A 25833-nucleotide genomic window follows, 5' to 3' on the forward strand; every position below is an offset into this window, starting at 1 on the left:
TCGCACGGAACAACGACCGCCAACAGAAAATTGTTGCATTGGGTCTTAGCACCGCAAGGTTGAAAAAACATCAACCATCAAACGGTGCTCGCGAGAGGCGCTGGGCGTGGAGCCTGGCCGCTGTGAGTGACCCTATCGTTGGGTCAAGGCGTGAAGGGAGATGTATGAAACGCCGCACTCTTGTGCAGCGAGCCGCGAATTATGGCACGGATCAGAAAAAAACGCTAGGGTTTTCCCTGAAAAATTCACAATCGGATGAAATGCTCGCGGTAATGCGCCAATTCATCGATGGATTCGTGCACGTCGGCCAGCGCGGTGTGCTTTTGCTGCTTCTTGAAGCTGGAGTACACCTCAGGCTTCCAGCGGCGTGACAGCTCCTTGAGGGTGCTCACATCCAGGTTGCGGTAGTGAAAGAAGGCTTCCAGTTTGGGCATGAACTTGACCAGAAAGCGGCGGTCCTGGCTGATGGTGTTGCCGCACAAGGGCGAGGCACTTTTGGGCAAGTACTTTTTCAGGAACGTCAGAATTTGCTCCTCGGCATCGGCCTCGCTGTTGGTGGAGGCTTTGACTTTGTCGATCAAACCGCTTTTGCCATGTGTGCCCTTGTTCCACTTGTCCATTTGGTTGAGCAGCTCGTCGCTTTGGTGAATCACCAGCACAGGCCCTTCGATGCGCGGCGTGAGATGCGGGCCAGTCACGATCACGGCGATCTCCAGCAGGCGTTCTTTTTCGGGGTCGAGGCCCGTCATTTCGCAATCGATCCAGACCAAGTTTTGGTCAGACTTGGGCAGCTGTGCCGCTTCTTGGGGGGGGGGTTTCACATCAGACATGAGCAGATTGTCGCTGATGCTGGCCTGCTGCATGGGCACGCAAGCCCTTGCCAAGCTCAGCCAGACAAGGCCGCTTCTACAATACGCCGATGAATCCTTCCCTGACTTTGACCCTGACTCTGGTGGTGGCCTTGCTGGCCCATGTGGCGCTCAAGTTTTGGCTGAACGCCCGCCAGGTGCGGCATGTAGCCCGCCACCGCGATGCGGTGCCGCCGGCTTATACCGACACCATGACCTTGGCCGACCACCAAAAAGCGGCCGATTACACCCTGGCTAAAGCGCGACTGTCGCAAATCGACATTGCTCTGGATGCCGCCGTGCTGCTGGGCTGGACGCTGCTGGGCGGGCTTGATGCGCTCAACCAGGTGCTGCTGGACTGGATGGGCCCGGGCATGGCGCAGCAAATCGCGCTGGTGCTGGGCTTCACGCTGGTCGGCGGTCTGATTGGATTGCCCTTGTCGCTCATGCAAACCTTTGGCGTGGAGCAGCGCTTTGGCTTCAACAAAATCACGGCCGCTTTGTGGCTGGGCGATATGGTCAAGGGCTTGGCGCTCGGTCTGGTGCTGGGCCTGCCGCTGCTGTGGGTGGTGCTCTGGCTGATGCAAGCCGGGGGCCCCTGGTGGTGGCTGTGGGCTTGGGGCGTGCTGGTGGGCTGGCAGCTGTTTTTGATGGCCATTGCGCCCAACGTGATCATGCCGCTGTTCAACAAATTCACCCCCCTGGAAGACGAGTCGCTCAAGGCCCGCGTGAAGGGCCTGATGCAACGCGCAGGCTTCACTGCCAAAGGTTTTTTTGTGATGGACGGCAGCCGCCGATCGGCACATTCCAATGCGTTTTTCACAGGCTTTGGGGCCAGCAAGCGGGTGGTGTTTTTCGACACCTTGCTCAAGCAACTGAGCCCGGCCGAAATGGAAGCGGTGCTGGCCCATGAGCTGGGTCACTTCAAGCACAAACACATCGTCAAAATGATGGTGACCAGTTTTGCCATGACGCTGGCCGGTCTGGCGCTGCTGGGTTGGCTGGCGCAGGAAGTCTGGTTTTACACGGGCCTGGGCGTGATGCCCAATTTGTCTGGCAGCAACGATGCGCTGGCGCTGGTGTTGTTCATGCTGGTCACGCCCGTGTTTACTTTGTTCTTTGCCCCCGTATCGTCCTGGCGCTCGCGCCAACAGGAGTTCGAGGCCGATGCCTATGCCGTGTCGCAAACCCCGGGCAAGTATTTGTCCTCGGCCTTGCTCAAGCTCTACCAGGACAACGCCTCCACCCTCACGCCCGACCCTTGGTACGTGAAGTTTTATTATTCGCACCCCCCGGCCAGTGAGCGTTTGCTGAGGATGAGAACCGCATGAGCACCCCAGAAGTCAGGGCCCTCAAGCCCACCGAGGTGATCATGGCGCTGGGCCAGATTTCAGACTGGCGATTGTCGGGCGATGGCGACAACATCGCCATTGAAAAGACCTTTGAATTTGCCGAACACACACATGCATTGCTCTTCATCAACAGCGTGGGCTGGTTGTCTGAAAAGCTCAACCACCACCCCGAACTGGTGCTGACCTACAAGCGTTGTGTGGTGCGCTGGAACACACACGATGTGCGTGGCCTCAGCCGCTTGGACTTTGAGGCCGCGACCCAGACCGACGCCTTGTTACAGGCATGATGCGTCATGAATAAACCCAAAGCGCGCCCAGCCTTGCCCCAAGCGCAGGATCTCGAGCCGGGCTTGGTGGTTGCCACCTATGGCCGCCACTGCCTGGTCGAGACACCAGAAGGTCGACGCTTGATTTGCCACCCCCGCGGCAAAAAAAACCAAGTGGTGGTGGGCGATCAGGTGCTCTGGCAAATTGCGGGTGACGAAGGCAGTATCGAAAAGTTGCAGGACCGTCGCAACCTGTTTTACCGTCAAGACGAAATCCGCACCAAATCTTTTGCCGCTAACCTGGATCGCGTGTTGATCTTGATCGCCGCTGACCCCGAGTATTCGGAAAGCCAGCTGTCTCGCGCCCTGGTGGCGGCCGAAGCTGAGCGCATCACGCCCATCATCGCGCTCAACAAAAGCGATCTGGCGCAACCCTTCGCCCAAGCCTGGGAGCGCCTGGCCCCTTACCGCGCCATGGGTTACAGCGTGATGCCCATCAGCCTGAGCCCGCGCAGCCCGGTGGCCGATGACGGCGTGCAGGCTTTGTGCGCGCATTTGCAGGGCTTGACCACATTGGTGCTGGGGCCGTCAGGCAGCGGTAAAAGCACACTCATCAACCGTTTGGTGCCCGATGCGCAGGTGGAGACTGGCGAAATTTCGCTGGCCCTCAACTCGGGCAAGCACACCACCACCAGCACCCGCTGGTATTGGGTACCCGCACTCGACACGCCCAACGCAGCACATGCCGATAGAACGGCCTTGATCGATTCACCCGGATTTCAGGAGTTTGGTTTGCACCACATCGAGCCGACCCGACTGGCCGACTGCATGCCCGATTTGCGTGCGCATGTCGGGGGGTGCAAGTTCTACAACTGCACGCACTTGCATGAACCCGGTTGTGCCGTGCTGGCGCAGGTCGAGAACGAACACCAAACCGGCACCATCAGCGTGCGCCGTCACCGGATCTACGCGCAATTGTTTGAAGAGTTGAGCCAGCAGCGCTGGTGAGGGATTGTGCGTCAGCCCACCAAGTTGGCCATGGTGAGCAAGGCCACCAGCACCAACCACATGATCACCGTGCGCCAAACCAAGCCGACGACTTGGGCAAAGTGCGCCACTTCGGGAGTGCGACCTGGTGTGCTGCTTGCGCCTGCGGTGTCGTTGGGTTCAAGCTCATCGCTGGGGGCCTGCAATGCGGCACCTCCCAAGCGGATGTTGATGGCACCGGCTGTGGCCGCCAGGATCACGCCATCGTTGTCGTTCGGGAAATTTTGTGCATGGTTGCGCCAGCCATCCATGGCATCTTCAAAGCTGCCCACAATGGCAAATCCAAGAGCGGTCATGCGCGAGGGCAGCCAGTCCATGGCCTGCCATGCCCTTGACGCGACCGATTGCAGCGCCTCACTCACCACGGAGCCATCTTCGGTGGGCTCTTGCCAGCGGCGTTGCGCCAATTCAGTCAGGCGATAAACCACCGCGCCGACAGGCCCCAAACCAATGATGGACAAGATTGCGTACCAAAAGAACACGCCAAAGACATGCCGGTGGGCTGCGATCATCGAGTACTCGATCACGTGGCGAACGATTTCGCTGCGCGGTATGTGACCCACTTGGACTTGTTGCCACTCGGCCAACAGTTCTCTGGCCTTGGTTTCATCGCCGTCTTCCAGCGCTTCGCGTATGGCGGTGAAGTGGTGGCTGAATTGCCGAAACCCCAAGGTGACGTAGAGCAGCGCCACGTTCCAGACGACGGCAAACAGCCAGCCCAAACCAAACTCAAGCAACCAGTGCACCGCCATGGTCAAAAGCGCAGGGCCGATCACCGTGATGCCCCAAGTGATCCAGGCCTGGTGCCGCACACCGGCATCAAACGTGCGGGCCACCCAGGCGACCCAATGCGCGATGGTGGTGTAGAGCCAATTGACTGGATTGAGCGGCCGAGCTTGCTCTAAGACCAAGGCCAACAGGATTGCAAAAAAACTCATGGTGTTCTCATTGCGCGGGATGAACCACTAGAAACCTATAGAAGTTACGAAGCATAGCGGCTGTGGCACCCCAAATGAACCGCTCCACCAGATCGACCTGGCCATTCGCGGAGGATCGGGACTCCTGGTAGGGCATTGAAAACCATTGCCGCTGGGCCCCTTGCCATTCAAATTGGTGCCGCCGGTGGTGTGCCGGGTTCATCAGAAAAGCCAGAGGCACCTCAAAAACGTCTTGCACTTCGTCGGCGTTCGGGGTCAGCTCAAAGCCGGGAGAAACCAGGGCAATGACGGGGGTGACCCAAAAAGCTGTACCCGTCACGTAAACGGGCAATTCACCAATGACTTCTACGTGCTGGGGGTGCAGTCCCACTTCTTCGTAGGTTTCCCGCAGTGCTGTGGCCTGTCTGTTGGCGTCTTGCGGATCGACTTTGCCCCCGGGAAAAGCAATTTGTCCCGAGTGTGTGGACATGTGGTTGGCCCGCTGGGTGAGCAAAACCGTGGACTCCGAGAAGTCAGGCCCGCGCATCACGATGGGCACCAGAACGGCCGCATGGGCGGGGGCTCGTGTGGAAAAAGACGTTTCCCGCTCAACCTCGGGCTGCCAGATGGGGGGCTGCGCGAACCGAGTTTTGAGTGCGTCTGGTCGAAAATGCGCAGTCGGCACCGCCGGCATATCGTGATCGATGCGCCAAATCGGAACATTACGGGGGTCAAAAGACAAAGGGCTGGACACAGGCAGTATTTATAACCGACAGATGGGTTCGCCGCTTTAGAATGGCCGACGCTGCACTTTTTAGCAGCGCTATTTTTATCGGTATAGGTTGACACCATGAAGCGTGATTATTTTTCTCAAAACACCCCGTCTGACCGCCGTTTTGGCGAACACCGTTCCGGCACGTGCATGGCCTTGATCGATGGTCGTTTCTTGATCTGGATGGCCCAGCAAGGTGCTGTGGGCACCACTGGCGAGTCAGTGAACCGTCAAGGCTTGCTCAGCTTGTTGTCGCAAGCATTGCAGCATTCCGGGCTGGACGTCGATTTGCGGCGCATTTACTGGTACAGCGATCGTTCGGACGGTTTGATCATCGACGACCAAATCGTGCGTCTGGTGCAAACGCACGATGCCGATGGCGGCGCATCCTTGCTCCGATCTTTGGGGCACGACCTCAAGCAATTGGCCGAGCACCATGCCTGCGACCATGTGTTGGTGGCCAGCGACGACGAGCGCTTTTTGGCCACCATTGATGAAGCTCAGCTGAGTGGTTTGAGCGTGCACCTGTTGGCCGATGAGTCCGCGCGCAACATGCCTCAAATGGTCCGCACCGATCCGGGCTGGGCCCGTTTGTTGGCGCAGGCGGATCGCCGGGTGGTGGTCAATTCGCAAGCGCTGGCCGACATGCTGCAAGGCAAAATGCCCACAGGCATGGGGCTGGCTGTTGAAGACGTGGAAGAGTTGCGCAAGTCGATGCACGAGGTCATTACCGCTTGGTGGGCCGACGAACCCGAAGACCTGCGAGAAGACCTGCGTGATGCTTTGCAGATCAGCCGTGGTATTCCGCAGGAAGTGGATCGCCAACTCTTGTTGCGCATGCGCCAGCGCCTGGCACGTGCCTTGAGCTTGCCCGAGAAAAAAATGTTGCGTGAGACCCTGCGTGCCGTGGTGTCTGAACCGGCGGTGACGGCCTCGCCTGTGCCCGTTAGCGATGGATTTCCGCCAGACAGCGACGAGTAAATCAAGTGGCAGGCCGTGGCTTGCCGCCAACAGTGTGAAAAGGCCCCTGACACGCAAGTGTCAGGGGCCTTTTGTCTGTGACTGCATTGAAGCCGTACTGGTTGGTCTAGGACGGTCAGCCTTTCGCGTGGTATTGCGTCACACGCTCGACCTCGTTTTTGGAGCCCAGCACCACGCTCACGCGCTCGTGCAGTTGGCCCGGTTGCAGGTCCAAAATGCGTTGCTTGCCGTTGGTCGATGCGCCCCCCGCTTGCTCGATCAGCCAGCTCATGGGGTTGGCTTCATACAACAAGCGGAGTTTGCCGGCTTTGTGGGGTTCGCGCTTGTCCCAGGGGTACATGAACACACCGCCACGGGTCAGGATGCGGTGCACATCGGCCACCATAGAGGCGATCCAGCGCATGTTGAAGTCCTTGCCGCGCGGACCCTCTTTGCCTTGCAGGCATTCGTCGATGTAGCGGCGCACGGGTTCGTCCCAGTGGCGCATATTGCTCATGTTGATGGCGAATTCTTTGGTGTCTGCGGGCACTTGAACATTTTCTTGCGTGAGCACGAAAGACCCTTGTTCGCGGTCCAAAGTGAACATGGCCACGCCATCACCCACAGTGAGCACCAACGTGGTTTGCGGCCCGTACACGCAGTAACCTGCGGCCACTTGCTGGTTGCCCGGTTGCAAGAAGTCTTGCTCGGTCACGCCTTGGCTGTCTTCGGGTTTTTTGAGTACGCTGAAAATGGTGCCAATGCTGACGTTGACATCGATGTTGGACGAGCCATCCAGTGGATCAAACAGCAACAGGTATTCGCCTTGCGGGTAGCGGTTGGGCACCAGATAGATGCTGTCCATCTCTTCAGACGCCATGGCGGCGAGGTGCCCGCCCCATTCATTGGCTTCCAGCAGGACTTCATTGGCAATGATGTCGAGTTTCTTTTGGACTTCGCCTTGCACGTTTTCGCTTTCGGCGCTGCCCAACACGCCGCCCAAGGCGCCTTTGTTCACGGCGTGGCTGATGCTTTTGCAGGCGCGGGCCACCACTTCGAGCAGCAGGCGCAAGTCAGCCGGGATGTGGCCTTTGTCGCGTTGTTGCTCGACCAAGTAGCGGGAGAGGGAAATTTTGCTGCTCATGTTCGTTCCTTGGGTTCAGATGCTGCTCAGGGCACGGCTGATGACTTCTCGCACGTCGTTGGACAGGTCGGCTTTGGCGGCCACGCGTTCGATGGCCACTTTGGCTGCGCTGCGGTAGGGCTCGGCCAGGCGGCTCCAGCGGTCCATGGCGCGCGCAAGTCGGGCTGCGACTTGCGGGTTGATGGCGTCCAGCGCCAGCACCTGCTCGCTCCAGTAGACATAGCCTGCCGCGTCGGCGCGGTGGAAGGCCGCCGGGTTGGCGCTGCAATAGCTGAAGATCAGGCTGCGGGCGCGGTTGGGGTTGCGCAGGCTGAAGTCGGGGTGTTGCATGAGCTGGCGCACACGCGGCAGCACATCGCCAGCGCGGTCGGGGGCACCGGCCTGCAAGGCAAACCACTTGTCGATGACCAGGGCTTCGTGCTGGAACATTTTGTGGAACAGGGCCAAGGCGTCTTGCGCCAGCGCGTGGCCGCTGACCACCAGCGCCGACAAGGCGTTGAAGCGGTCGGTCATGTTGCCAGCGTCCTTGAACTGCTGGTACACACGGCCGGGCGTGACGGCATCACCGTTGTTCACGGCGGCCACGCACAGCATGGTCATGGCCAGTCCGGCCAAAGCGCGGCAGCCACTCGACTTCGCGTCGGGTGAGTAAGCCCCATTGTTTTTGTGCGCGTCCCAAGCCCATTGCCAGTCGGCTTGCAAAGCGGAGGCCAGTTGCAGTCGCATGTTCTCGCGCAGAGCGTGCACGCGCTGCGGGTCCACCACGTCCAACTGGTCGGCGATGTAGTTCTCAGATGGCAGCGTGAGCGCCAGGTCTTTGAAGGCCGCGTCCAGTCCTGGGTGACGCAGCACATTGCGCAGCGCCGAGATCAGTTCGTTCGACAGCACGGGCTGACCCGTCAGGTCCTTGTTTTGCTGGATGGCATCCAGAGCGCTTTGCAACATCAGGCGCTGGCCTGCTTCCCATTGGTTGAACGGATCGCTGTCGTGGGCCAGCAAGATCAGCAGGTCGTCAGCGTTCAGGCCGTCTTCGAGCACCACGGGGGCGCTGAAGCCGCGCAGCAGTGAGGGCACGGGTTCGCTGTCGATGTTGGCAAAGGTGTAGCTGGCGCTGGCTTCGGTGAGCACCAGGGTTTGCTGGGGCACCACATCGGATGCATCGGCCAGTTGCAAGGGCAGGGCAGCGCCATCGCGGCTGAGCAGGCCCAAAGCGACGGGGATGACGAACGGTGCTTTGTTGTCCTGGTCGGGTGTGGCAGGGCAGCTTTGGCTTAGCGTGAGGGTGTAGGTGCGCTCGGCGGCGTTGTAGCTGCCGGACGCTTGCAGGCGCGGGGTGCCCGCCTGGCTGTACCAGCGCTTGAAGGTGCTCAGGTTTTGCGCCAAGGCGGAGCCGAGGTTGGCGTCGGCAATGGCTTGCGCAAAGTCGTCGCAGGTCACGGCTTGGCCATCGTGGCGCTCAAAGTAAAGCTTCATGCCCTTGGCAAAACCATCGCGGCCTTGCAGGTCGTTGGGCGTGGCCACCAGGGTCTGCATCATGCGAACGACTTCAGAGCCTTTTTCGTAGATGGTGACGGTGTAGAAGTTGTTGATCTCCACATAGCTGTCGGGCCGCACGGGGTGGGCCATGGGGCCGGCGTCTTCGGCAAACTGCACGGTGCGCAGCACGCGCACGTCTTCGATGCGCTTGACGGCGCGGGCACTGGCCTCGCCCGCCATGTCCTGGCTGAACTCTTGGTCGCGGAAGACTGTCAGGCCTTCTTTCAGCGAGAGCTGGAACCAGTCGCGGCAAGTGATGCGGTTGCCGGTCCAGTTGTGGAAATACTCGTGGCCCACGACGGATTCGATGTTGCCGAAATCCATGTCGGTGGCGGTGGCCGGGTTCGCCAACACGTATTTGGTGTTGAAGATGTTCAGGCCCTTGTTTTCCATCGCGCCCATGTTGAAGTCGCTGGTGGCGACGATCATGAAGCGCTCCAGGTCCAGCGGCAGGCCAAAGCGCGCTTCGTCCCAGGCCACGCTGGCCATGAGCGAGTTCATCGCGTGTTCGGTTTTGTCCAGGTCGCCGGGGCGCACAAACACCTGCAGCAGATGCTCTTTGCCGCTGCGGCTGATGATGCGCTGCTCACGCGCGACCAGCTGGCCCGCCACCAAGGCGAACAGGTAGCAGGGCTTTTTGTGCGGGTCAACCCACTTGGCAAAGTGGCGACCGTCTTCCAGAGTGCCTTGATCGACCAGATTGCCGTTGGACAGCAGCACGGGGTACTTGGCCTTGTCGGCGCGCAGGGTGACGGTGAAGCTGGCCATCACGTCTGGACGGTCGAGGAAATAGGTAATGCGGCGGAAACCCTCGGCCTCGCACTGGGTGAAGAACGAGTCGTTGCTGACGTACAAGCCCATCAGCTGGGTGTTTTTCTCGGGGTTGCAGGTGGTGAAGATCTCCAGATCGAAGGCATCGGTGCCTTCGGGCAAGTTTTCCAGCACCAGCTGGTTGTCGTCCATTTTGAACGAGGTGCCACCGCCATTCACCAGCACGCGGGCCAAATTGAGGTCTTCGCCATCCAGACGCAGCGGCTGGGCCGCCACATCGGGGTTGCGGCGCAGGCGCATCTTGTTGAGCACGCGGGTTTTGGCCGGGTCCAGATCAAAGGTCAGATCGACCGTTTCGATCCAGAAAGCCGGGGCGGCATAAGCCTCCCGGTGAATCGCGGTGGGTTGTCCTTCACGCATCACTAACTCCGTTTTGGTTGAGGTCTGAGCAGCTCAGAGGCCTTGTTTCAGTGAGGCTTCGATGAACGCATCGAGGTCGCCATCGAGCACCTTTTGGGTGGCCGAAATTTCGACGTTGGTGCGCAAATCTTTGATGCGGCTGTTGTCCAGCACATAGCTGCGGATCTGGTGACCCCAGCCCACATCGGTCTTGGTGTCTTCCAGCTTTTGCTGCTCTTCCAGACGCTTGCGCATCTCAAAGTCGTACAGGCGCGAGCGCAGGCGTTGCCAGGCCACATCGCGGTTGCTGTGCTGGCTGCGGCCGTCCTGGCACTGCACCACAATGCCCGTGGGGATGTGCGTCAGGCGCACCGCCGAGTCGGTCTTGTTGATGTGCTGACCGCCCGCGCCGCTGGCGCGGAAGGTGTCGGTACGCACGTCAGACGGGTTGATGTTGATCTCGATCGAGTCGTCGATCTCGGGGTACACAAACAGCGAAGCAAAAGACGTGTGGCGACCACCCGACGAGTCGAAGGGGCTCTTTCGCACCAAGCGGTGCACGCCAGTTTCGGTGCGCAGCAGGCCAAAGGCGTATTCGCCCTCGATCTTGATGGTCGCGCCCTTGATGCCTGCGGTGTCGCCTGGGGTTTCGTCTTCCACAGTGGCCTTGAAGCCTTTGCGTTCGGCGTACTTGATGTACTGGCGCAGCAGCATGCTGGCCCAGTCGCAGGCTTCGGTGCCGCCTGCGCCGGCCTGGATGTCGACAAAGCAGTTGAGCGGGTCGGCCTCGTGGCGGAACATGCGGCGAAATTCGAGGTCTTCCACCAGCTTGGCCAGTTTGGCGGCTTCGGCTTCGATGGTTTGCAAGCCGGCATCGTCGCCTTCTTCCTTGCTCATTTCAAAGAGTTCAAGGTTGTCGGCCAACTCGCTGGTCAGGTTGGTGATGGTCACCACCACGCCATCGAGGGCTTTTTTCTCTTTGCCCAGTTCCTGGGCTTTTTTGGGGTCGTTCCAGACCGAGGGATCTTCGAGGGATGCGTTGACGGTTCTCAGCCGTTCAGATTTGGCATCGTAGTCAAAGATACCCCCGTAACTCGTGGGTACGAGCGGTCAGGTCTGAGAGGGATGCGCCGATTTGGTTGATGTGTTCTGCGTCCATGGGGAAAGTGTCCGGTTCGGTAAACCGGGCATTTTCTCATGAGTTGGCGCCGCGCACGCCTGCCGGGTGGCTTAAAACTGTCGCCCGTAAGAGAACATCATGGCGGCGGTGCCCAAAAACTTGATCTGAACCGAGTCGTGCTGCGTCAGCTTGTAGCCCACGGCCGGAATGATGGCGGGGTTGAAGCCTTTGTAGTTCAGGGGCACTTTGTTCTCATAGGGGTCCACATAGCCGTACATCAGGCCGCCCGTGACTTTGGCGAACAGTTGCGGCACACCGAACAGGTTGTTGAACTGCTGACCTGCGTACACGTACACCGATGGTTGCCCAAACGAGTTGCTGAAAAAGCTGATGCCGCACAAACGGTCGCCGGGCAATTGCTCGTCGATCGCGACCAGAACCACATGCTTGTGCTCCGGGTTGTTGCTGAAGTGGTAGGTGTAAGGGGAAAAGGTCAATTCACCCCGGTGAGCGGGTTCCGGGGCACCTTTCACGGCCAACAGGTCGGGGCAGTAGCGGTTGGTGCTGTCGGCATGTGCCAACGAAAACAGGGCAGACAAGGCCAGAGCCAGAAAAATACGAAAAAAGTGTGCGGGATGCATGGCAAATGATCATCGATATTAAAACGGTGTGATTTTAGGGCCTCTCACCGGATGAACTTTTCGATCATGGCGGCCAGCAGTTGGGGTTGGTCGTGGTGCAGCATGTGGCCTGCGTCCTGAATCAAGGCTTCTTCAAGCACCGGAACGGCCTTCAAACGCTCATGAAATTCGGCCAGCGTGTATTTTCCTTTCCACCACATGCCAAGCGAGTCGTCAGAGGCCTCCACCGCCAGCACGGGTGCCGCAATGCGGCGGTATATCTCCAGCGCTTCGTCGACATGGAACAAATAAGGGTTGATCACCTTGTGCGCCGCATCGCCCAGAATGCGCCACTGCCCATCGTTTCCGGGTTGCGCCCAATGTTGCGCCAGCCAGTTGGCTTTGTCTGCCCCCAGGCGGCGGTTGGTTTTCATCAAGCGTGCCGCAACACCTGCGGCATCGGCATAAGCTTTCAGGTCGTTGGCGCCCTCGCGCTGGGCTTTCAGCTCATCCAGCCATTGGCCCATGCGCCCGGGTGCTTGTGCTGGGCGTGTGGCGGGCATGCCAAAGCCTTCCAAATTGACCAGTCGGCGAATGCGCTCGGGGCGTGATCCCGCGTACATCATCACCACGTTGCCGCCCATGCTGTGGCCCACCAGGTCAATCGGCCGCCCGGGGTACAGCTGGTCCAGCAAGGCATCCAGGTCGGCCAGATAGTCGGGAAACCAATAACTGTCGGTGGCTGGGGCCTCGGTCAGGCCATAGCCGCGCCAGTCCATGGCAATGATGGGGCGCTGGCTGACAAAAGCTTCGCTGAAGGCGTCCACCATGAATTGCCAGGAGGCGGCCACGTCCATCCAGCCGTGCGCCAGCACCAGCGGCGTGGCGCCGGGTGTGGGTGTGCCCCATTGGCGGACGTGGTAACGACAGCCGCGCAGCGGCACCCAGGAGCTTTGTGATTCGCGTTGAACTTGGTACATACTTTCGATCATAAGGAGACAAACGATGAGCGTCAGTCGCAACCAGGACCGCCCGAGCCCTGCCACCCCTGACCGCTATGCGGCCATTCACCAAGGTTTCGGTTGGAAAGTGCCTAGGCGCTTCAACATGGCGCAGGCTTGCTGCGGGCAATGGGCTGCACAACCCGCCACCGCCAAACGCCAGGCCATACGCGAGCATGTGGCGGGGCAGGGTTTGGGCCGCAGCTGGACCTTCGGGCAGTTGCAAGACGACGCCAACCGCCTGAGTCGGGTGCTGCGAGCTCAGGGCGTGCAGCGCGGTGACCGGGTGGCGATCGTGATGCCCCAGCGCTTTGAGACCGCCGTGGCCTACATGGCGGTGCTGCAAATGGGGGCGGTGGCCATGCCGCTGTCCATGCTGTTTGGCCCCGAGGCGCTGTCGTTTCGCATCAACGACAGCCAGGCCCGTGTGGCGGTGTGTGACGAATCGACCCTTGACGCTTTGCGGCAAGCCCGGCCTGACTGCCCAGGCTTGCAAACCCTGATCGGGGTGGGTCAGGCCGGGGCACTGGCCGACCTGGATTGCGCCCGCGCCATGCAGGCCAGCGAAAGCACCTTCAAACCCGTGAGCACGTTCGCCGAAGACCCGGCGGTGCTGATCTACACCAGCGGCACCACTGGCAACCCCAAGGGCGCACTGATCCCGCACCGGGCGCTGATCGGCAACCTCACGGGTTTTGTGTGCAGCCAGAACTGGTTCGGCTTTGACCCGTTCAAGGCCGATCGTCCGTCCCAAGCTGTGTTCTGGTCGCCCGCTGATTGGGCGTGGACGGGCGGCTTGATGGACGCCTTGCTGCCCAGCCTGTACTTCGGCCGACCCATCGTGGCCTTCAACGGACGGTTTTCACCCGAGGCTGCGTTCGAGATATTGCAAAGCCACAGCGTCACGCACACCTTTTTGTTTCCCACGGCGCTCAAAGCCATGATGAAGGCGGTGCCCGAGGTGAAAGGCCACTACCGCCTGAAGCTGCAAGCCATGATGAGTGCGGGTGAAGCGGTGGGCGATGCGGTGTTTGGCTATGTCCAGCAGCAGCTGGGCGTCACGGTGAACGAGATGTTCGGCCAGACCGAAATCAACTACGTGGTGGGCAACTGCACGCGCTTGTGGCCGGCCAAACCCGGCAGTATGGGCAAGGGCTACCCCGGCCACCAGGTCGCGGTGATCGACGATGCGGGCCAGCTGTGCCCCGCGGGCATGCCTGGCGAGGTGGCCGTCAACCGTTTTGACGTGCACGGCCATCCCGACCCGGTGTTCTTTTTGGGCTATTGGAACAACGACAAAGCCACGCAGGCCAAATACACGGGCGACTGGTGCCGCACAGGCGACATGGCCATGGCCGACGAAGACGGCTACCTCTGGTACCAAGGCCGCACCGACGACATGTTCAAGGCGGCGGGTTACCGCATTGGCCCGGGCGAGATCGAAAACTGCCTGGTCAAACACCCGACTGTGGCCAACGCTGCTGTGGTGCCCAAACCCGACAAAGATCGGGGCGCGCTGGTCAAGGCTTATGTGGTGCTCTCGCCCGACTGGCGAGGCCGCAGGCCTGCAGGGCCAGGACAAGCCGCCTTTGACGACGAGGTACGCCGCGAGCTGCAGGCCCATGTGAAGGGTTTGCTGGCCCCTTATGAATATCCCAAAGAGATCGAGTTCATCGACCAGTTGCCCATGACCACCACTGGCAAAGTTCAGCGGCGTGTGCTGCGTCTGCAAGAAGAGGCCAGGGCTTTGGCGACAGGGCCGCGCACGGCTGCATGACAAAATAAGCGCTGATCGGTCGATAGGCTCAGCGCGTTTTTCTGGCCTTCCCGCGACCCACGGCTCCATTCAGATTCCCCGTTTTTCCCTCCGTTTTTCACCGACAGGACACACCATGAAACTCGTTCAACTCGGCCAGTCCGATTTGCAAGTGACCCCCATCTGCCTGGGCACCATGACCTTTGGCGAGCAAGTCAACGAGGTTGACTCGCACGCCATTCTGGACCGCTCACTCGAGGCCGGCATCAACTTCATCGACACCGCCGAGATGTATGCCGTGCCCGCCACCGCCGCCACCTGTGGCTTCACCGAAACCTACATCGGCAACTGGTTTGCCAAAAACCCCGGTGCCCGCCAGAAACTGGTGCTGGCCACCAAGGTGGCAGGCCCTTCACGCGGCATGCCCTGGATTCGCGAAGGCTCTGGCATGACCGGTCAGGATATTTTGAATTCGTGCGACGCCAGCTTGCGCCGTCTGCAAACCGATGTGATCGACCTCTACCAGATCCACTGGCCCGAGCGCCATGTGCCCGTGTTTGGCATGACCTATTTCGACCCCGCCAAAGACAAATCGGTCACCTCGATCCACGAACAACTCGAAGCCCTGTCCAAATTGGTCAAGGCGGGCAAGGTGCGTTACGTGGGCCTGTCCAACGAAACCCCTTACGGCGTGCACGAATTCGTGCGCCTGGCCGAGCAGCATGGCCTGCCGCGCGTGGCCACGATTCAAAACCCGTATTGCCTGGTGAACCGCACCTATGACAACGCGCTGGACGAAACCTGTCACCGCCTGAACGTGTCCATGTTGGCTTATTCGCCGCTGGGCTTTGGTTTGCTGACGGGCAAATACGACAACGTCGATCTGACGGGTCCCCTGCTGCCAGAGGGGGGGCGCATTGCCCGTTACGACTCCATGCGCAAACAGCGCTGGGGCCGACCTGAAGCCTTGGTGGCGGCACGCCGCTACAACCAATTGGCCCGCGACAACGGCATGACGCCCACCCAGATGGCCTTGGCGTTTTGCTACCACCGCTGGAGCGTGGCCAGCACCATCATTGGCGTGACGTCGGTCGCGCAATTGAACGAAGACCTGGCCGCCTGGTCGACCGAGTTGTCGCCGGACGTGCTCAAGGCCATTGACGCGATCCGGTGGGACATGCGCGACCCGGCTTTGTGATGCTGGCCCATGGCCAAAAAAGACAAAGTCAGCGAAACCCCGGCCACGGCGCTGTTGCGCCAGCACGGGGTGAGCTTCACCGAGCACCCCTACGAGTACCTAGAGCACGGCGGCGCCCAGCACAGCGCCCAAGTGCTGGGCATGGACCCGTTCAGTGTGGTCAAAACCCTGATCATGCAAGACCAAGACGCCAAACCGCTGGTGGTTCTGATGCACGGCAACCGCAAGGTGTCCACCAAAAACCTGGCGCGGCAAGTGGGGCTGAAATCCATCGAGCCCTGTGCGCCCGAGGTGGCCAACCGCCACAGCGGTTACTTGGTGGGCGGCACGTCGCCCTTTGCCACGCGTCGGCAGATGCCCGTGTTCATCGAGGAAACCATCCTGGCCTTGCCGTGCATTTGCATCAACGGTGGTCGGCGCGGTTATCTGGTGGGCATTGACCCGCAGGTGTGCGTGCAGTTGCTGGGGGCGCAGCCTGTGAATTGCGCACTGGCAGAATGACGCCCGTACAAGAACAAGGGAGCTTTCGATGGATTTGTTGATTCCGGTGGCCGTGGTGTTGGCCAGTTATTTGATGGGTTCGCTCAGTTTTGCTGTCATCGTCAGCCGACTGATGGGCCTGAACGACCCGCGCAGCTACGGCAGCAAAAACCCCGGTGCCACCAACGTGCTGCGCTCGGGCAGCAAAAAAGCCGCCATTTTGACCTTGCTGCTGGATGCGGTGAAAGGTTGGTTGCCGGTGGCTCTGGTGCTGAGCTTTGGCCCTGAACATGGTTTGGGCGTCAGTGTGGCGGCGCTGGCAGGGCTTGCGGCATTTCTGGGTCATCTGTACCCGGTGTTCTTTGGTTTTGTGGGCGGCAAAGGCGTGGCCACGGCGGTGGGCGTGCTGGTGGGCGTCAATGGCGTGCTGGCGCTGGCCACGGTGCTCACCTTTGGCATCGTGGTGTATTTCAGCCGCTATGTCTCGCTGGCATCCATGGTGGCGGCGGTGTTTGCGCCTGTGTTTTATGTATTTGGCGACGGCGTGTCTTGGGATGCGAACGCGACCGAGGTTTTCTGCCTGGCCGTGATGGCTTTGTTGCTGGTCTGGCGGCACCGAGAGAACATCAACCGCTTGTTCGCTGGCACCGAATCCAAATTGGGAAAGAAAAAAGAATGAACCCGGACATCCAGCGTTTGCATGTGGCGGCCCGCTACAGCGAGGCGGCCATTTTCAATGGCGTGGTTTATTTGGCAGGCATGGTGCCCGAGTGCGAAGCCACCGACATCCGCAGCCAGACGGCCGATGTGCTGCGCCAGATCGAGCAGCGACTGATCGAGGCCGGCAGCGACAAAACCCGCATCTTGCGCACCCAGATTTACCTGAAAGACATCACCGACATCACCGCCATGAACGAGGTGTGGGATGCCTGGGTGGTGGCAGGCAGTGCGCCGCCGCGTGCCACGGTCGAGGCCGCACTGGCCGACCCGGCCTATTTGATAGAGGTGGTGGTGACGGGTGCCGTGGCAGCGGTGTGAGACGGCATCCGCTCAGCCCGCTGCCATGCCGCCTGACCAATTTTTATTTGTCATACCCGGCTTGACCGGGTATCCACGGCAGCCGAAGGCATGGACTCCCGATCGGGTCGGGGGTGACAAAGTCAAAAAGGCATGGACCCCCGATCAAGCCCAGGGTGACCAATCGGGGAGCTTGTCATGCCCGCGAATGCGGGTATCCACGGCAGCCGAAGGCATGGACTTCCGATCGGGTCGGGGGTGACAAAGTCAAAAAGGGATGGACCCCCGATCGGGTCGGGGGTGACAAAACACCCGGATCACATGCGCTCAAAAATCGCCGCAATGCCTTGACCGCCGCCGATGCACATGGTCACCAGGGCGTAGCGGCCGTTCACGCGTTGCAGCTCATAGAGGGCTTTCACGGTGATCAGTGCGCCCGTGGCACCGATGGGGTGGCCCAGCGAAATGCCCGAGCCGTTGGGGTTGACCTTAGCCGGGTCTAGGCCCAGCTCGCGGGTCACGGCACAGGCTTGGGCGGCAAAAGCTTCGTTGGCCTCGATCACGTCCAGGTCGTTCACGCTCAGGCCGGTTTTTTTGAGCACGGCTTGTGTGGCCGAGATCGGGCCCACGCCCATGATCTTGGGGTCCAGACCGGTGTGGGCGTAACCCACCAAGCGGGCCAGCGGTTTGGCACCACGGGCTTTGGCGGCCCCGGCTTCCATCAACACCACGGCAGCGGCGGCATCGTTGATGCCGGAGGCGTTGCCCGCAGTCACGGTGCCGTTTTCCTTGACGAACACGGGCTTGAGCTTGGCCATGTCTTCGAGCTTGCAGCCGGGGCGGAAGTGCTCATCGGTGGCGTAAGCGACTTCGCCTTTTTTGCTTTTCAACATGACCGGCATGATCTGGTCTTTGAAGTAACCAGCTGCCGTGGCGCGCTCGGCACGGTTGTGGCTTTCCACAGCCAGCGCGTCCTGCATTTCGCGGGTGATGCCGTATTTGGCGGCCACGTTTTCAGCCGTTACACCCATGTGGATGGTGTGGAAGGGGTCGTGCAGGGCACCGACCACCATGTCGACCATCTTGGTGTCACCCATGCGGGCACCCCAGCGGGCGCTCAGAGAAGCGTAAGGGCCACGGCTCATGTTTTCAGCGCCGCCGCCAATGGCGATGTCGCAGTCACCCAGCATGATCGACTGGCTGGCGCTCACGATGGCCTGCAGGCCCGAGCCGCACAGGCGGTTCACGTTGAAGGCGGGCGTGCCTTCGGCACAGCCGCCATTGATGGCCGCCACGCGGGACAAATACATGTCTTTGGGCTCGGTGTTGACCACATGGCCGAACACCACATGACCCACATCTTTGCCGTCGGTGCCCGCGCGGGACAGGGCTTCGCGCACGACTTGTGCGGCCAGCTCGGTGGGCGCAATGTCCTTCAGGCTGCCGCCATAGGTACCAATGGCGGTGCGCACACCGCTGACAACAACAACTTCACGGCTCATGGGATGTCTCCAGAATTTAAAAATAGGGATGGAATAACCCGCACAGTGTCAGTGGCAATAGCTACAGTGACCTGACAGCCTTTGTCCGAAAAACACAGCCGGATCAGTCCCGCACGTCGGCGACCGGGTTTTGGCCAAAGTCGGCTCTGGCCAGAAAGGCAAGCACTTGGCTGGCCGCTTGGGGCGCGGAGCTGAGCAAGCCTTTCTCCTTGAGCTGGGCAAATTTGGCTTGGTCCGGGAAGGCGTTGTTAGCCGCCCCACGCAGCTGCACCTGCATGTCGGTGTCGATGACGCCGGGGGCCAAAGAGCAGACTTGGGCACCTTGGGGCTTGAGGGCTTCGTCCAATGCCATGCAGCGGGTGAAATGGTCCATGCCCGCCTTGGCCGCGCAATAACCCGCCTGAGAAGCCATGGCGCTGCGCCCCAAACCGGATGAGATGTTGAGCACCTTGCGGGGCATGCCCCAGTCCTCGGTGGCCCCCAGAAACGCCGCGCACAGCTGCATCGGCGCTTCCAAGCCGACGCGCAAGGCTTGCGCCAGATCGTGGGCATCGGCTTGGCTCAGTGGCCCAATGCGCGGGATCACGCCTGCGTTGTTGATGAGGGTGATGCTGGCATAAGCCGCTGTGTCCAGGCGCTCAAGCCAGTCGCGCAGGCGCTGGCTGGCACCTTGCCCATCGGTCAGGTCATGCGTCCACTGCGTCAGCGGGACATGGCGCTCTTGGGCAGCAACGGCCAGCGCGTCGTTGGCGTGGCGCGAGATACACAGCAGGCTGTTGCCGGGTGTGAGCAATTGCTGCGCGATGGCCAGGCCCATGCCCCGGGATGCGCCTGTCAGGATGTAGAGGTGTTGTGTCATGCCCGAAATGGTAGCGGCGTGACCCCTGCCAAGAGGTGCCGCACATGACAGACTGAACCGAGCGCTCAGCTCCACACGCATTCGGCCGCAGGGACTGCCTTCCTCAGACGCAGAGGTGCGCTGGTGAGTGGGTTCAGTTGCCCTGCGCGGCCCGGATGCGGTTGACTTGCAGGGGCGTGACTTCGCTGGCCTGGTTGCCCCACTGGGTGCGCAGGTGGGTGAGCACGGCCGAGATGTCTCGGTCGTCCAGCTCCAGCACCGCTGGCGGCATGCCAAAGGGGCGTGGGTGCAAGGCGGTGGCCGGGCCATAGCCGCCATACAAGACCATTTGCACCAGGTTGGTCGGGTCGTTCAGCAGCACGGCGCGGTTGCCCGCCAGCGCGGGGTAGGCCGTTCGGCCGGCTGCCGTGGTGACGCCTTGGCCTTGTTCGCCGTGGCATTGCGCGCAATGCCGGTCGTAAATCTGCAGGCCTTTCGAAGCCACGGTCAGGCTGACTTTGGCCCGCACGGGTGCAGGGTGTGCAAGGGCTGCCGTGGCGGCTTTTTGTGCGCGGGACTGCAGATACACCGCCATGGCGTGCAAGTCGGCTTCGGTCATGTGTTGGGTGCCGTGTTGCACCACTTCGGCCATCGGGCCGCTGGTCTGGGCTTGGCCTGACTCTCCCGTGCGCAGCAATTGCACGATGTGGGCCAAGGGCGTTGTGGCCAGACCGGTTTCGCTGTCGCGGGTGAGGTCGGGCGCGTACCAGTTGACCACGGGCATCAGGCCGCCCGACAAATCATCGACAGCGCCACTGGCCCCCAAGGCGTTGCGCGGGCTGTGGCATGCGGCGCAGTGGCCCAGACCGGTCACCAGATAAGCGCCCCTGTTCCACTCGGCCGTTTGCGCTGGGTCTGCTTTGAACGGCGCGGGGCTGAAAAACAGGCTGCGCCAGACCGCTAATGCAGCTTGTGTGCCCACGGGCCACATCAGGGTGTGGGGCGGGGTGGGCTGGTTCACGGGCGCAAGACTTTGCAGCCAAGCCAGCAGATCGTCGCTGTCTGCGCGGGTGATGACGCTGGTGTGGTTGTAGGGGAACGCGGGTGTCAGCAGTCGGCCGTCTTTGGAGCGTCCGTGGTGCAGCGCTTGCCAAAAGTCCTGAGGGCTCCAGGTGCCGATGCCGGTGGTCGCGTCGGGCGTCAGGTTGCTGCTGAAAACGGCACCAAAAGGCGTGTCAATGCGCCGGCCCCCAGCCATGGGTGCAGCCCCCCGTGCACTGTGACAGGCCACACAGTTGCCCGCACGGGCCAGGTACTGACCACGTTCAATCTGCGCGTTGTTGTCCACTGGGCGGGCCGTGTCGTGGGGCACTTGACTGGCGGTCGTGCTGGCGGATGTGGTCCATGCGTCAGCCCAGTTGTCCCAAACAACATAGGCGGTCAATGTCAGAAGGGCACAGGCCAAGCCCCAGCCGATGCGTGATGTCTTCATGGCTGGCCTCCCGCTGTGCTGGACAGTTCGGGCGCACTGCCGCAGCGCAGTGCCGCGGGCAAAGGTGGGCCGGCCGGGGGGTGAGGGGCAGGGTGCGTGTCCGCAGGCAAAGCTTGGCGAGCGAGCCAGCTGGACACCGCAATCAGCTCATCGGCCGGGATGCGCTTGACCACTTCGGCCATGCAGTCCGGTGCATGGGCCTTGCGTTGACCCGTTTGCCACGCGCCCAGTTGAGCATTCAGGTAATCCAGTGGCAAGCCCAGCAAGCCAGGCACGTTCGGTTGTACGCCCGTCAAGCGCACGCCGTGGCATTGGGTGCAGGCGGGCAAACCCCGCGATGCGTCGCCTTGCGTCACCAGTTGCTGGCCTTTGGCCAAGCGCTGCGCCGAAATTGTGTTGTTGGCGCTGGGTTTCGGGTAGGGCAACTCCAGAGAAGAAAAATAACGCGCCATGTCGCCCAGATACGCGTCTGTGAGCGGATCGATCAGCCGCGTCATCAGCTCGTAATGGCGTCGGCCTTGGGCAAAGTTGCGCAGTTGGTTGTGCAGATAGCCCGCAGGTTTGCCTGCCAGACGAGGGTAATAACCATCCGGTCCGGCCCGCCCTTGGTCGCCATGGCAGGCTGTGCAGGCCTTGGTTCGTTCGGCCATGTTGTCTTCAAAACGAGCGCGGGGCGAGGGTACAGGGGCCGTTGCGGACGTTGGGGCAGTCAAGTTTTGGGCTGGCACAACAGCGCAAGCGGCCCAGAGCGCCAGCGCAATCCAAGCTTTGGAGGGTTTCAAGGGGTTCAGTAGCTTCCACATCCCTTGAAGATAACCGAAGCAGCGACAATACAGGGTTTGACTTTGGGCACGACCGCCCATTGATCTTGTTGTTTTTTCATTCCCATTCAAGCCATGTCCGATATCCAAGTCCGATTTGCCACCCAACAAGACGCCACCACTGTGGCGGCCTTGCACGCCAGCGCCTGCCGTGCTGCCTATGCAGGCCAAGTGCCTGAAGCCCACTGGGACGCCACCCCCATGCCCAAACGCGTGTCCTTCTGGAAAGAAGCCATCGAATACGGCGAACCCCAAGTCATGGTGGCCACAGACGGCAAAGAAATCGTTGGTTTTGTCGGTTTTGACCGCTCGCGTGATCCCAAGTCCAAAAACACCACAGGTGAAATCTGGGCCATTTACGCCGCCCCTGACCGTTTGGGTCAAGGCGTGGGTCTGGCCCTGTGGGACGCGGCCCGTGAAGGGCTGGAAGACGAAGGCTGCACCGACGTCACGGTCTGGCTGCCCTTGTTGCACGAAAAAACCCTGCGTTTCCACGATCTGGCGGGCTTCAAACGCGAAATGAACACCGCCCGCACCGTGCCTTTGGGCGGGGTCAAGGTCGAAGAAGTGCGCCTCAAGCGCAAACTGGCCTGACGCCTTGACCGCATGACCATGGGCCACCTGGGGGCGCGTGTCTTGCTGGCCCCCATGGAGGGGCTGCTGGACCACACCTTGCGCGACATGCTCACCCGAGTGGGCGGTGTGGATTTGTGCGTGTCCGAATTCATCCGCGTCACCAACACCGTGCTGCCGCGCCGCGCCTTCATTCGGGTGGCCCCTGAGTTGCTGAACAACAGCCGCACTGTGGCAGGCGTGCCCGTCAGGGTGCAATTATTGGGGTCTGACCCCGATTATTTGGCGGCCAACGCGGCGGCTTTGGCCGAGCTGCAACCTGCGGGCATTGATTTGAATTTTGGCTGCCCTGCCAAAACCGTGAACCAGCACCGGGGTGGTGCGGTCTTGCTCGACGAGCCCGAGTTGGTGGGCCAGATCGTGGCGGCGGTGCGCCGGGCGGTGCCAGCGCACATTCCTGTGTCGGCCAAGATGCGTTTGGGCTTCAACGACGACAGCCGCGCCGAAGACTGTGCCTTGGCCATTGAGGCCGCAGGGGCCAGCGATTTGGTGGTGCACGCCCGCACCAAGGCCCATGGTTACAGGCCGCCAGCTTATTGGGACCGCATTGCCGATTTGCGCCAGCACGTGCGCCTGCCCATGGTGGCCAATGGCGAAATCTGGACTTTGGCCGATGCCCTGCGTTGCCGCGAAGTGACCGGGTGCGATCGGCTGATGATCGGGCGCGGCATGGTGGCCGATCCGGGCCTGGCGTTGGCCATCACGCGACACGACGCCCTGTCGGATGGCAGTTTGACCGGCGAGGCGGTGACCTGGTCGCACATTGTGGTGTTGATGCGCTTGTTTTGGCAGGGCATCAGCCTGCGCGTTGCCCCCAGGCACCGTGCTGGACGACTCAAACAGTGGCTCAATTATTTGCGTCGGGTTTATCCAGAGGCGCAAGAGGCTTTTGACCAATTGCGGCTGCTGCACGACCCCGCGAAAATTGACCAGTGGCTGGCCTCTCAGGCCGTGGGGTGAAGCGTCAGGTGAGTGGCCACTTCGGTGCGCAATTGCTCCAATTGAGGAGCCAGACGGCTATAAGCCGCACGGATTTCTGAAGACTCACCGTGTTTGCTCAGGTGTTCGACCGACACGACCAGCTCAACCAGGCTGTCCACACAAAACACGGGTGTGAAGCCTTTGAGCTGGTGCAACAAGCGGTTGGCACCATGCATGTCGTCCTTGTCCAGCAGGGCCTGGATGCGTGGCAAATCCTCGCCCAGCGTCTGGTGCAGGGTTTTGAGCAGTGACAGAACGCCGCTGGCATCGCCAATGAATTCCATGGCCCGTTCAACAGACAGGTAAATTGGCTCAGCGGGTTGGCTCATACAGTCAATTGGCGTATCAAGGCGTTCAAAAGTTACAAATTGTAATTCGCCCAATTTTAATCAAGCAAAGCGGCTAAACCCAGCTCGGGCTCAAAACGCTTGTTTTTAAACAGCAAACGTGTAGGACCTGGAAATACCGCTTGCGAAACCGAGTGCCGAGGGTCGCCGGGGTAGCAAATGGTGCGGACACCGTCCTGGTCAAAGGGTTCGGGCTCGACCACGGGCGGCTGGCGGCTCTGGGCTTCGGTCAGTGCACTGTGGGTGTCCGGGTGCCGGGCCAGCTGAACCAGGCCCATGATTTGGGGCGGTGCCAGTTCAATCTCATGGTCCCAATAGCGGATCAAGGCCTCGCGCGGGGTGGTCCACAGGGTTTCGGTGGCCTCAAAATTGTCGTGCTCGGCGGTTTGGCCTTCGGGCACCCGGGTGATGAAAAAGCGGGTGTCAAAGCGTTTGTGGGTCACCGACGCCTGGCGCGGGGTGATCCACCGGGTCCAGGGCACCAAGGCATCGGTGTGCAGTTGAAGCGACAGGTTTTGAAATGCCTGCGCCCAGCTTTGCCCGCTGGCCAAGGCATTTTGCAAAGCTGGCAGGTCGGGGGTGTCGGCCCCGGTTTGGCCCAACAAAATGCGGCATTCCTCAAACGCTTCGCGAATGGCCGCTACAAACAGGCCCGCTGCACGTTGCGGGGTCAGCTCGGGCTCGGCCAAGCGCTGGTGCAAGGTGACGGCATCCTGGCTGAGCTGAGACAGCAGGGCCGGGTGTTGGTCTTCCGGATCGAGTTTGCCCCCTGGAAACACATAAGCCCCGCCCAACACGTTGGATGCCTGGTGGCGCCTGAGCAGCAGCACTTGCATGCCCTGCGCAGTGTCGCGCAGCAGGACCACCGAGGCGGAGTCCAAGGGCGGGGTGGTGATGATTTCGGTGTTGAGTTCCATGTCGGGTGTCAATCGTGCAACACAGCCAATGCGCTGGCTGTTTTAAAGTAGGGCAAGCTTTCAATCGACAGCCAGATTAGCAGATGGTGCCCAAACGCCCTGTCACCCATTCACAAGCATTCAATCAAGGAAAACCCATGAGCATCGATTTCAAAGGCCGCGTCGCGATCGTCACTGGCGCAGGTGGCGGTTTGGGCAAACAACATGCCCTGGCCCTGGCGGCGCGTGGCGCCAAAGTGCTGGTGAACGACCTGGGCGGCGACGTGCACGGGGTGGGCGGTTCGGTGTCGGCGGCGCAAGCTGTGGTCGATGAAATCCGTGCAGCAGGCGGCGAAGCCATGGCCAACGGCGCATCGGTCACCGACTTTGAGGCCGTGAAAGCCATGGTCCAGCAGGCGGTGGACGCCTGGGGCCGGGTGGACATTTTGGTCAACAACGCCGGCATCTTGCGCGACAAGAGCTTTGGCAAGATGGCGTTGGCGGACTTCAAACTGGTCATGGACGTTCACGTCATGGGCGCTTTCCATTGCACCCAGGCCGTCTGGCCGATCATGCAGGCGCAAAACTACGGCCGCATTGTCATGACCACATCGTCCAGCGGTTTGTATGGCAACTTTGGCCAGGCCAACTACGGCGCGGCCAAGATGGCGCTGGCGGGTCTGATGCAAACCTTGTCGATCGAAGGCGAAAAACACCACATTCGCGTCAACTGCCTGGCCCCCACCGCAGCCACCCGCATGACCGAAGGCCTCATGCCCGAGCAAGTGCTCAAGGCCCTGGAGCCCAGCGCCGTGGTGCCCGCCATGCTGGTCATGGCAAGTGTTGACGCGCCCAACCGCACCATCATCTGCGCTGGCGCAGGCAGCTTTGAGGTGGCGCACATCACCCTGACGCAAGGCGTGCACCTGGGCACAGGCCCGGACACCGCCGAGCGCCTGCTTGCAGCCATGACGCAGGTCACCGACCGCCAAGGCGAGACCGTGCCGCGCTCGGGTTCAGAGCAGGGGACGCTGGAGGTGGGCAAGGCGATGAAGGCGCATGGGGCTTAAGACGGTCGGGCGTTGATTCGAGTGTTGCTGGGTTGACTGGCGCTGTGCG

The 25833-nt window shown here is 61.0% G+C and carries 26 protein-coding genes; 12 read left to right on the forward strand and 14 right to left on the reverse strand.

The window, feature by feature from the left end:
* Positions 1 to 245 precede the first annotated feature (245 nt).
* Positions 246 to 830: an oligoribonuclease gene (gene orn / locus B9Z37_RS09915; RefSeq protein WP_108313000.1), complete on the reverse strand. Its 585-nt coding sequence runs from the start codon at positions 828 to 830 to the stop codon at positions 246 to 248.
* 89 nt (positions 831 to 919) lie between these two features.
* On the opposite strand from orn, the gene B9Z37_RS09920 reads away from it, so the two are divergent.
* From B9Z37_RS09920 to rsgA, 3 genes are read left to right on the forward strand one after another with little or no spacing between them, the layout of a single operon-like run.
* On the forward strand, positions 920 to 2179 hold the full coding sequence (locus B9Z37_RS09920) for a M48 family metallopeptidase (RefSeq protein WP_108312856.1): 1260 nt from the start codon (positions 920 to 922) through the stop codon (positions 2177 to 2179).
* Positions 2176 to 2487, forward strand: a complete 312-nt coding sequence (locus B9Z37_RS09925) for a 4a-hydroxytetrahydrobiopterin dehydratase (protein ID WP_108312857.1) — start codon at positions 2176 to 2178, stop codon at positions 2485 to 2487. Before B9Z37_RS09920 ends, B9Z37_RS09925 begins: the two co-directional genes overlap by 4 nt.
* Positions 2488 to 2493: 6 nt before the next feature.
* Entirely contained in the window at positions 2494 to 3474 is a 981-nt protein-coding gene (gene rsgA, locus B9Z37_RS09930) for a ribosome small subunit-dependent GTPase A (protein WP_108312858.1), read from the forward strand.
* An 11-nt stretch (positions 3475 to 3485) separates the two neighbouring features.
* Here the strand turns inward: rsgA and B9Z37_RS09935 are convergent, their stop codons facing one another.
* Both B9Z37_RS09935 and B9Z37_RS09940 read right to left on the reverse strand, forming a co-directional pair.
* Positions 3486 to 4451 (reverse strand): CobD/CbiB family protein, encoded by a 966-nt coding sequence (locus B9Z37_RS09935; RefSeq protein ID WP_108312859.1) that lies wholly within the window; start codon positions 4449 to 4451, stop codon positions 3486 to 3488.
* 7 nt (positions 4452 to 4458) lie between these two features.
* Complete coding sequence (locus tag B9Z37_RS09940) at positions 4459 to 5184, reverse strand: CoA pyrophosphatase (RefSeq protein ID WP_205872578.1); 726 nt, start codon at positions 5182 to 5184, stop codon at positions 4459 to 4461.
* Positions 5185 to 5280: 96 nt separating this feature from the next.
* On the opposite strand from B9Z37_RS09940, the gene B9Z37_RS09945 reads away from it, so the two are divergent.
* Positions 5281 to 6183, forward strand: coding sequence for a hypothetical protein (locus B9Z37_RS09945; RefSeq protein ID WP_108312861.1), 903 nt, complete (start codon positions 5281 to 5283; stop codon positions 6181 to 6183).
* 115 nt (positions 6184 to 6298) lie between these two features.
* Here B9Z37_RS09945 and B9Z37_RS09950 read toward each other — a convergent pair whose 3' ends face one another.
* The 5 genes from B9Z37_RS09950 to B9Z37_RS09970 form a co-directional block, all read right to left on the reverse strand.
* On the reverse strand, positions 6299 to 7306 hold the full coding sequence (locus tag B9Z37_RS09950; protein WP_108312862.1) for a class 1 fructose-bisphosphatase: 1008 nt from the start codon (positions 7304 to 7306) through the stop codon (positions 6299 to 6301).
* Positions 7307 to 7321: 15 nt separating this feature from the next.
* A complete protein-coding gene (gene pepN, locus B9Z37_RS09955; RefSeq protein WP_108312863.1) occupies positions 7322 to 10033 on the reverse strand; it encodes an aminopeptidase N in 2712 nt (903 codons plus the stop codon).
* A gap of 33 nt (positions 10034 to 10066) precedes the next feature.
* Positions 10067 to 11171, reverse strand: a protein-coding gene (prfB, locus tag B9Z37_RS09960) for a peptide chain release factor 2 (protein WP_108312864.1) whose coding sequence is annotated in 2 segments (ribosomal slippage) — positions 10067 to 11089 and positions 11091 to 11171 — 1104 coding nt in all. Because the reading frame shifts where the segments join, the coding sequence is not laid out codon by codon here.
* Positions 11172 to 11242: 71 nt separating this feature from the next.
* Positions 11243 to 11773, reverse strand: a complete 531-nt coding sequence (locus B9Z37_RS09965; protein WP_108312865.1) for a hypothetical protein — start codon at positions 11771 to 11773, stop codon at positions 11243 to 11245.
* Between the two features lie 44 nt (positions 11774 to 11817).
* Positions 11818 to 12732, reverse strand: a complete 915-nt coding sequence (locus B9Z37_RS09970; RefSeq protein WP_167394357.1) for an alpha/beta fold hydrolase — start codon at positions 12730 to 12732, stop codon at positions 11818 to 11820.
* A gap of 25 nt (positions 12733 to 12757) precedes the next feature.
* On the opposite strand from B9Z37_RS09970, the gene B9Z37_RS09975 reads away from it, so the two are divergent.
* From B9Z37_RS09975 to B9Z37_RS09995, 5 genes are all read left to right on the forward strand, one after another.
* Positions 12758 to 14530: an acyl-CoA synthetase gene (locus tag B9Z37_RS09975; protein ID WP_108312867.1), complete on the forward strand. Its 1773-nt coding sequence runs from the start codon at positions 12758 to 12760 to the stop codon at positions 14528 to 14530.
* Between the two features lie 115 nt (positions 14531 to 14645).
* The gene (locus B9Z37_RS09980) at positions 14646 to 15707 is read left to right on the forward strand and encodes an aldo/keto reductase (protein ID WP_108312868.1); all 1062 of its coding nucleotides are present in this window, start codon (positions 14646 to 14648) and stop codon (positions 15705 to 15707) included.
* A gap of 9 nt (positions 15708 to 15716) precedes the next feature.
* Positions 15717 to 16208 carry an aminoacyl-tRNA deacylase gene (locus tag B9Z37_RS09985; protein WP_108312869.1) on the forward strand — a complete coding sequence of 164 codons (492 nt, stop codon included), beginning with the start codon at positions 15717 to 15719 and terminating at the stop codon, positions 16206 to 16208.
* Between the two features lie 28 nt (positions 16209 to 16236).
* On the forward strand, positions 16237 to 16866 hold the full coding sequence (plsY, locus tag B9Z37_RS09990; protein ID WP_108312870.1) for a glycerol-3-phosphate 1-O-acyltransferase PlsY: 630 nt from the start codon (positions 16237 to 16239) through the stop codon (positions 16864 to 16866).
* Positions 16863 to 17225, forward strand: a complete 363-nt coding sequence (locus B9Z37_RS09995; RefSeq protein WP_108312871.1) for a RidA family protein — start codon at positions 16863 to 16865, stop codon at positions 17223 to 17225. Before plsY ends, B9Z37_RS09995 begins: the two co-directional genes overlap by 4 nt.
* A 296-nt stretch (positions 17226 to 17521) precedes the next feature.
* Here the strand turns inward: B9Z37_RS09995 and bktB are convergent, their stop codons facing one another.
* The 4 genes from bktB to B9Z37_RS10015 all read right to left on the reverse strand — a co-directional run bounded on the left by bktB (position 17522) and on the right by B9Z37_RS10015 (position 21839).
* The gene (gene bktB / locus B9Z37_RS10000) at positions 17522 to 18706 is read right to left on the reverse strand and encodes a beta-ketothiolase BktB (RefSeq protein WP_108312872.1); all 1185 of its coding nucleotides are present in this window, start codon (positions 18704 to 18706) and stop codon (positions 17522 to 17524) included.
* A gap of 103 nt (positions 18707 to 18809) precedes the next feature.
* Positions 18810 to 19565, reverse strand: coding sequence for an SDR family NAD(P)-dependent oxidoreductase (locus B9Z37_RS10005; RefSeq protein WP_108312873.1), 756 nt, complete (start codon positions 19563 to 19565; stop codon positions 18810 to 18812).
* Positions 19566 to 19698: 133 nt separating this feature from the next.
* Entirely contained in the window at positions 19699 to 21036 is a 1338-nt protein-coding gene (locus tag B9Z37_RS10010) for a c-type cytochrome (RefSeq protein WP_108312874.1), read from the reverse strand.
* Positions 21033 to 21839, reverse strand: a complete 807-nt coding sequence (locus tag B9Z37_RS10015) for a c-type cytochrome (RefSeq protein WP_108312875.1) — start codon at positions 21837 to 21839, stop codon at positions 21033 to 21035. Before B9Z37_RS10015 ends, B9Z37_RS10010 begins: the two co-directional genes overlap by 4 nt.
* 93 nt (positions 21840 to 21932) lie before the next feature.
* Here B9Z37_RS10015 and B9Z37_RS10020 point away from each other — a divergent pair, with 93 nt between their 5' ends.
* Both B9Z37_RS10020 and B9Z37_RS10025 read left to right on the forward strand, forming a co-directional pair.
* The gene (locus B9Z37_RS10020) at positions 21933 to 22451 is read left to right on the forward strand and encodes a GNAT family N-acetyltransferase (RefSeq protein WP_108312876.1); all 519 of its coding nucleotides are present in this window, start codon (positions 21933 to 21935) and stop codon (positions 22449 to 22451) included.
* Between the two features lie 12 nt (positions 22452 to 22463).
* On the forward strand, positions 22464 to 23450 hold the full coding sequence (locus B9Z37_RS10025) for a tRNA dihydrouridine synthase (protein WP_108312877.1): 987 nt from the start codon (positions 22464 to 22466) through the stop codon (positions 23448 to 23450).
* On the opposite strand, the gene B9Z37_RS10030 is transcribed toward B9Z37_RS10025, so the two are convergent.
* The gene (locus B9Z37_RS10030; RefSeq protein WP_240606679.1) at positions 23435 to 23800 is read right to left on the reverse strand and encodes an Hpt domain-containing protein; all 366 of its coding nucleotides are present in this window, start codon (positions 23798 to 23800) and stop codon (positions 23435 to 23437) included. The two genes, B9Z37_RS10025 and B9Z37_RS10030, sit on opposite strands and share 16 nt — an antisense overlap.
* Positions 23801 to 23856: 56 nt before the next feature.
* Positions 23857 to 24735, reverse strand: a complete 879-nt coding sequence (locus B9Z37_RS10035; RefSeq protein WP_108312878.1) for an NUDIX hydrolase — start codon at positions 24733 to 24735, stop codon at positions 23857 to 23859.
* A 137-nt stretch (positions 24736 to 24872) separates the two neighbouring features.
* Here B9Z37_RS10035 and B9Z37_RS10040 point away from each other — a divergent pair, with 137 nt between their 5' ends.
* Positions 24873 to 25784, forward strand: coding sequence for an SDR family NAD(P)-dependent oxidoreductase (locus B9Z37_RS10040; protein ID WP_108313002.1), 912 nt, complete (start codon positions 24873 to 24875; stop codon positions 25782 to 25784).
* Positions 25785 to 25833: the final 49 nt, after the last annotated feature.

The sequence above is a fragment of the Limnohabitans parvus II-B4 genome (genome assembly GCF_003063455.1).
Taxonomy (GTDB): Bacteria; Pseudomonadota; Gammaproteobacteria; order Burkholderiales; family Burkholderiaceae_C; genus Limnohabitans_A; species Limnohabitans_A parvus.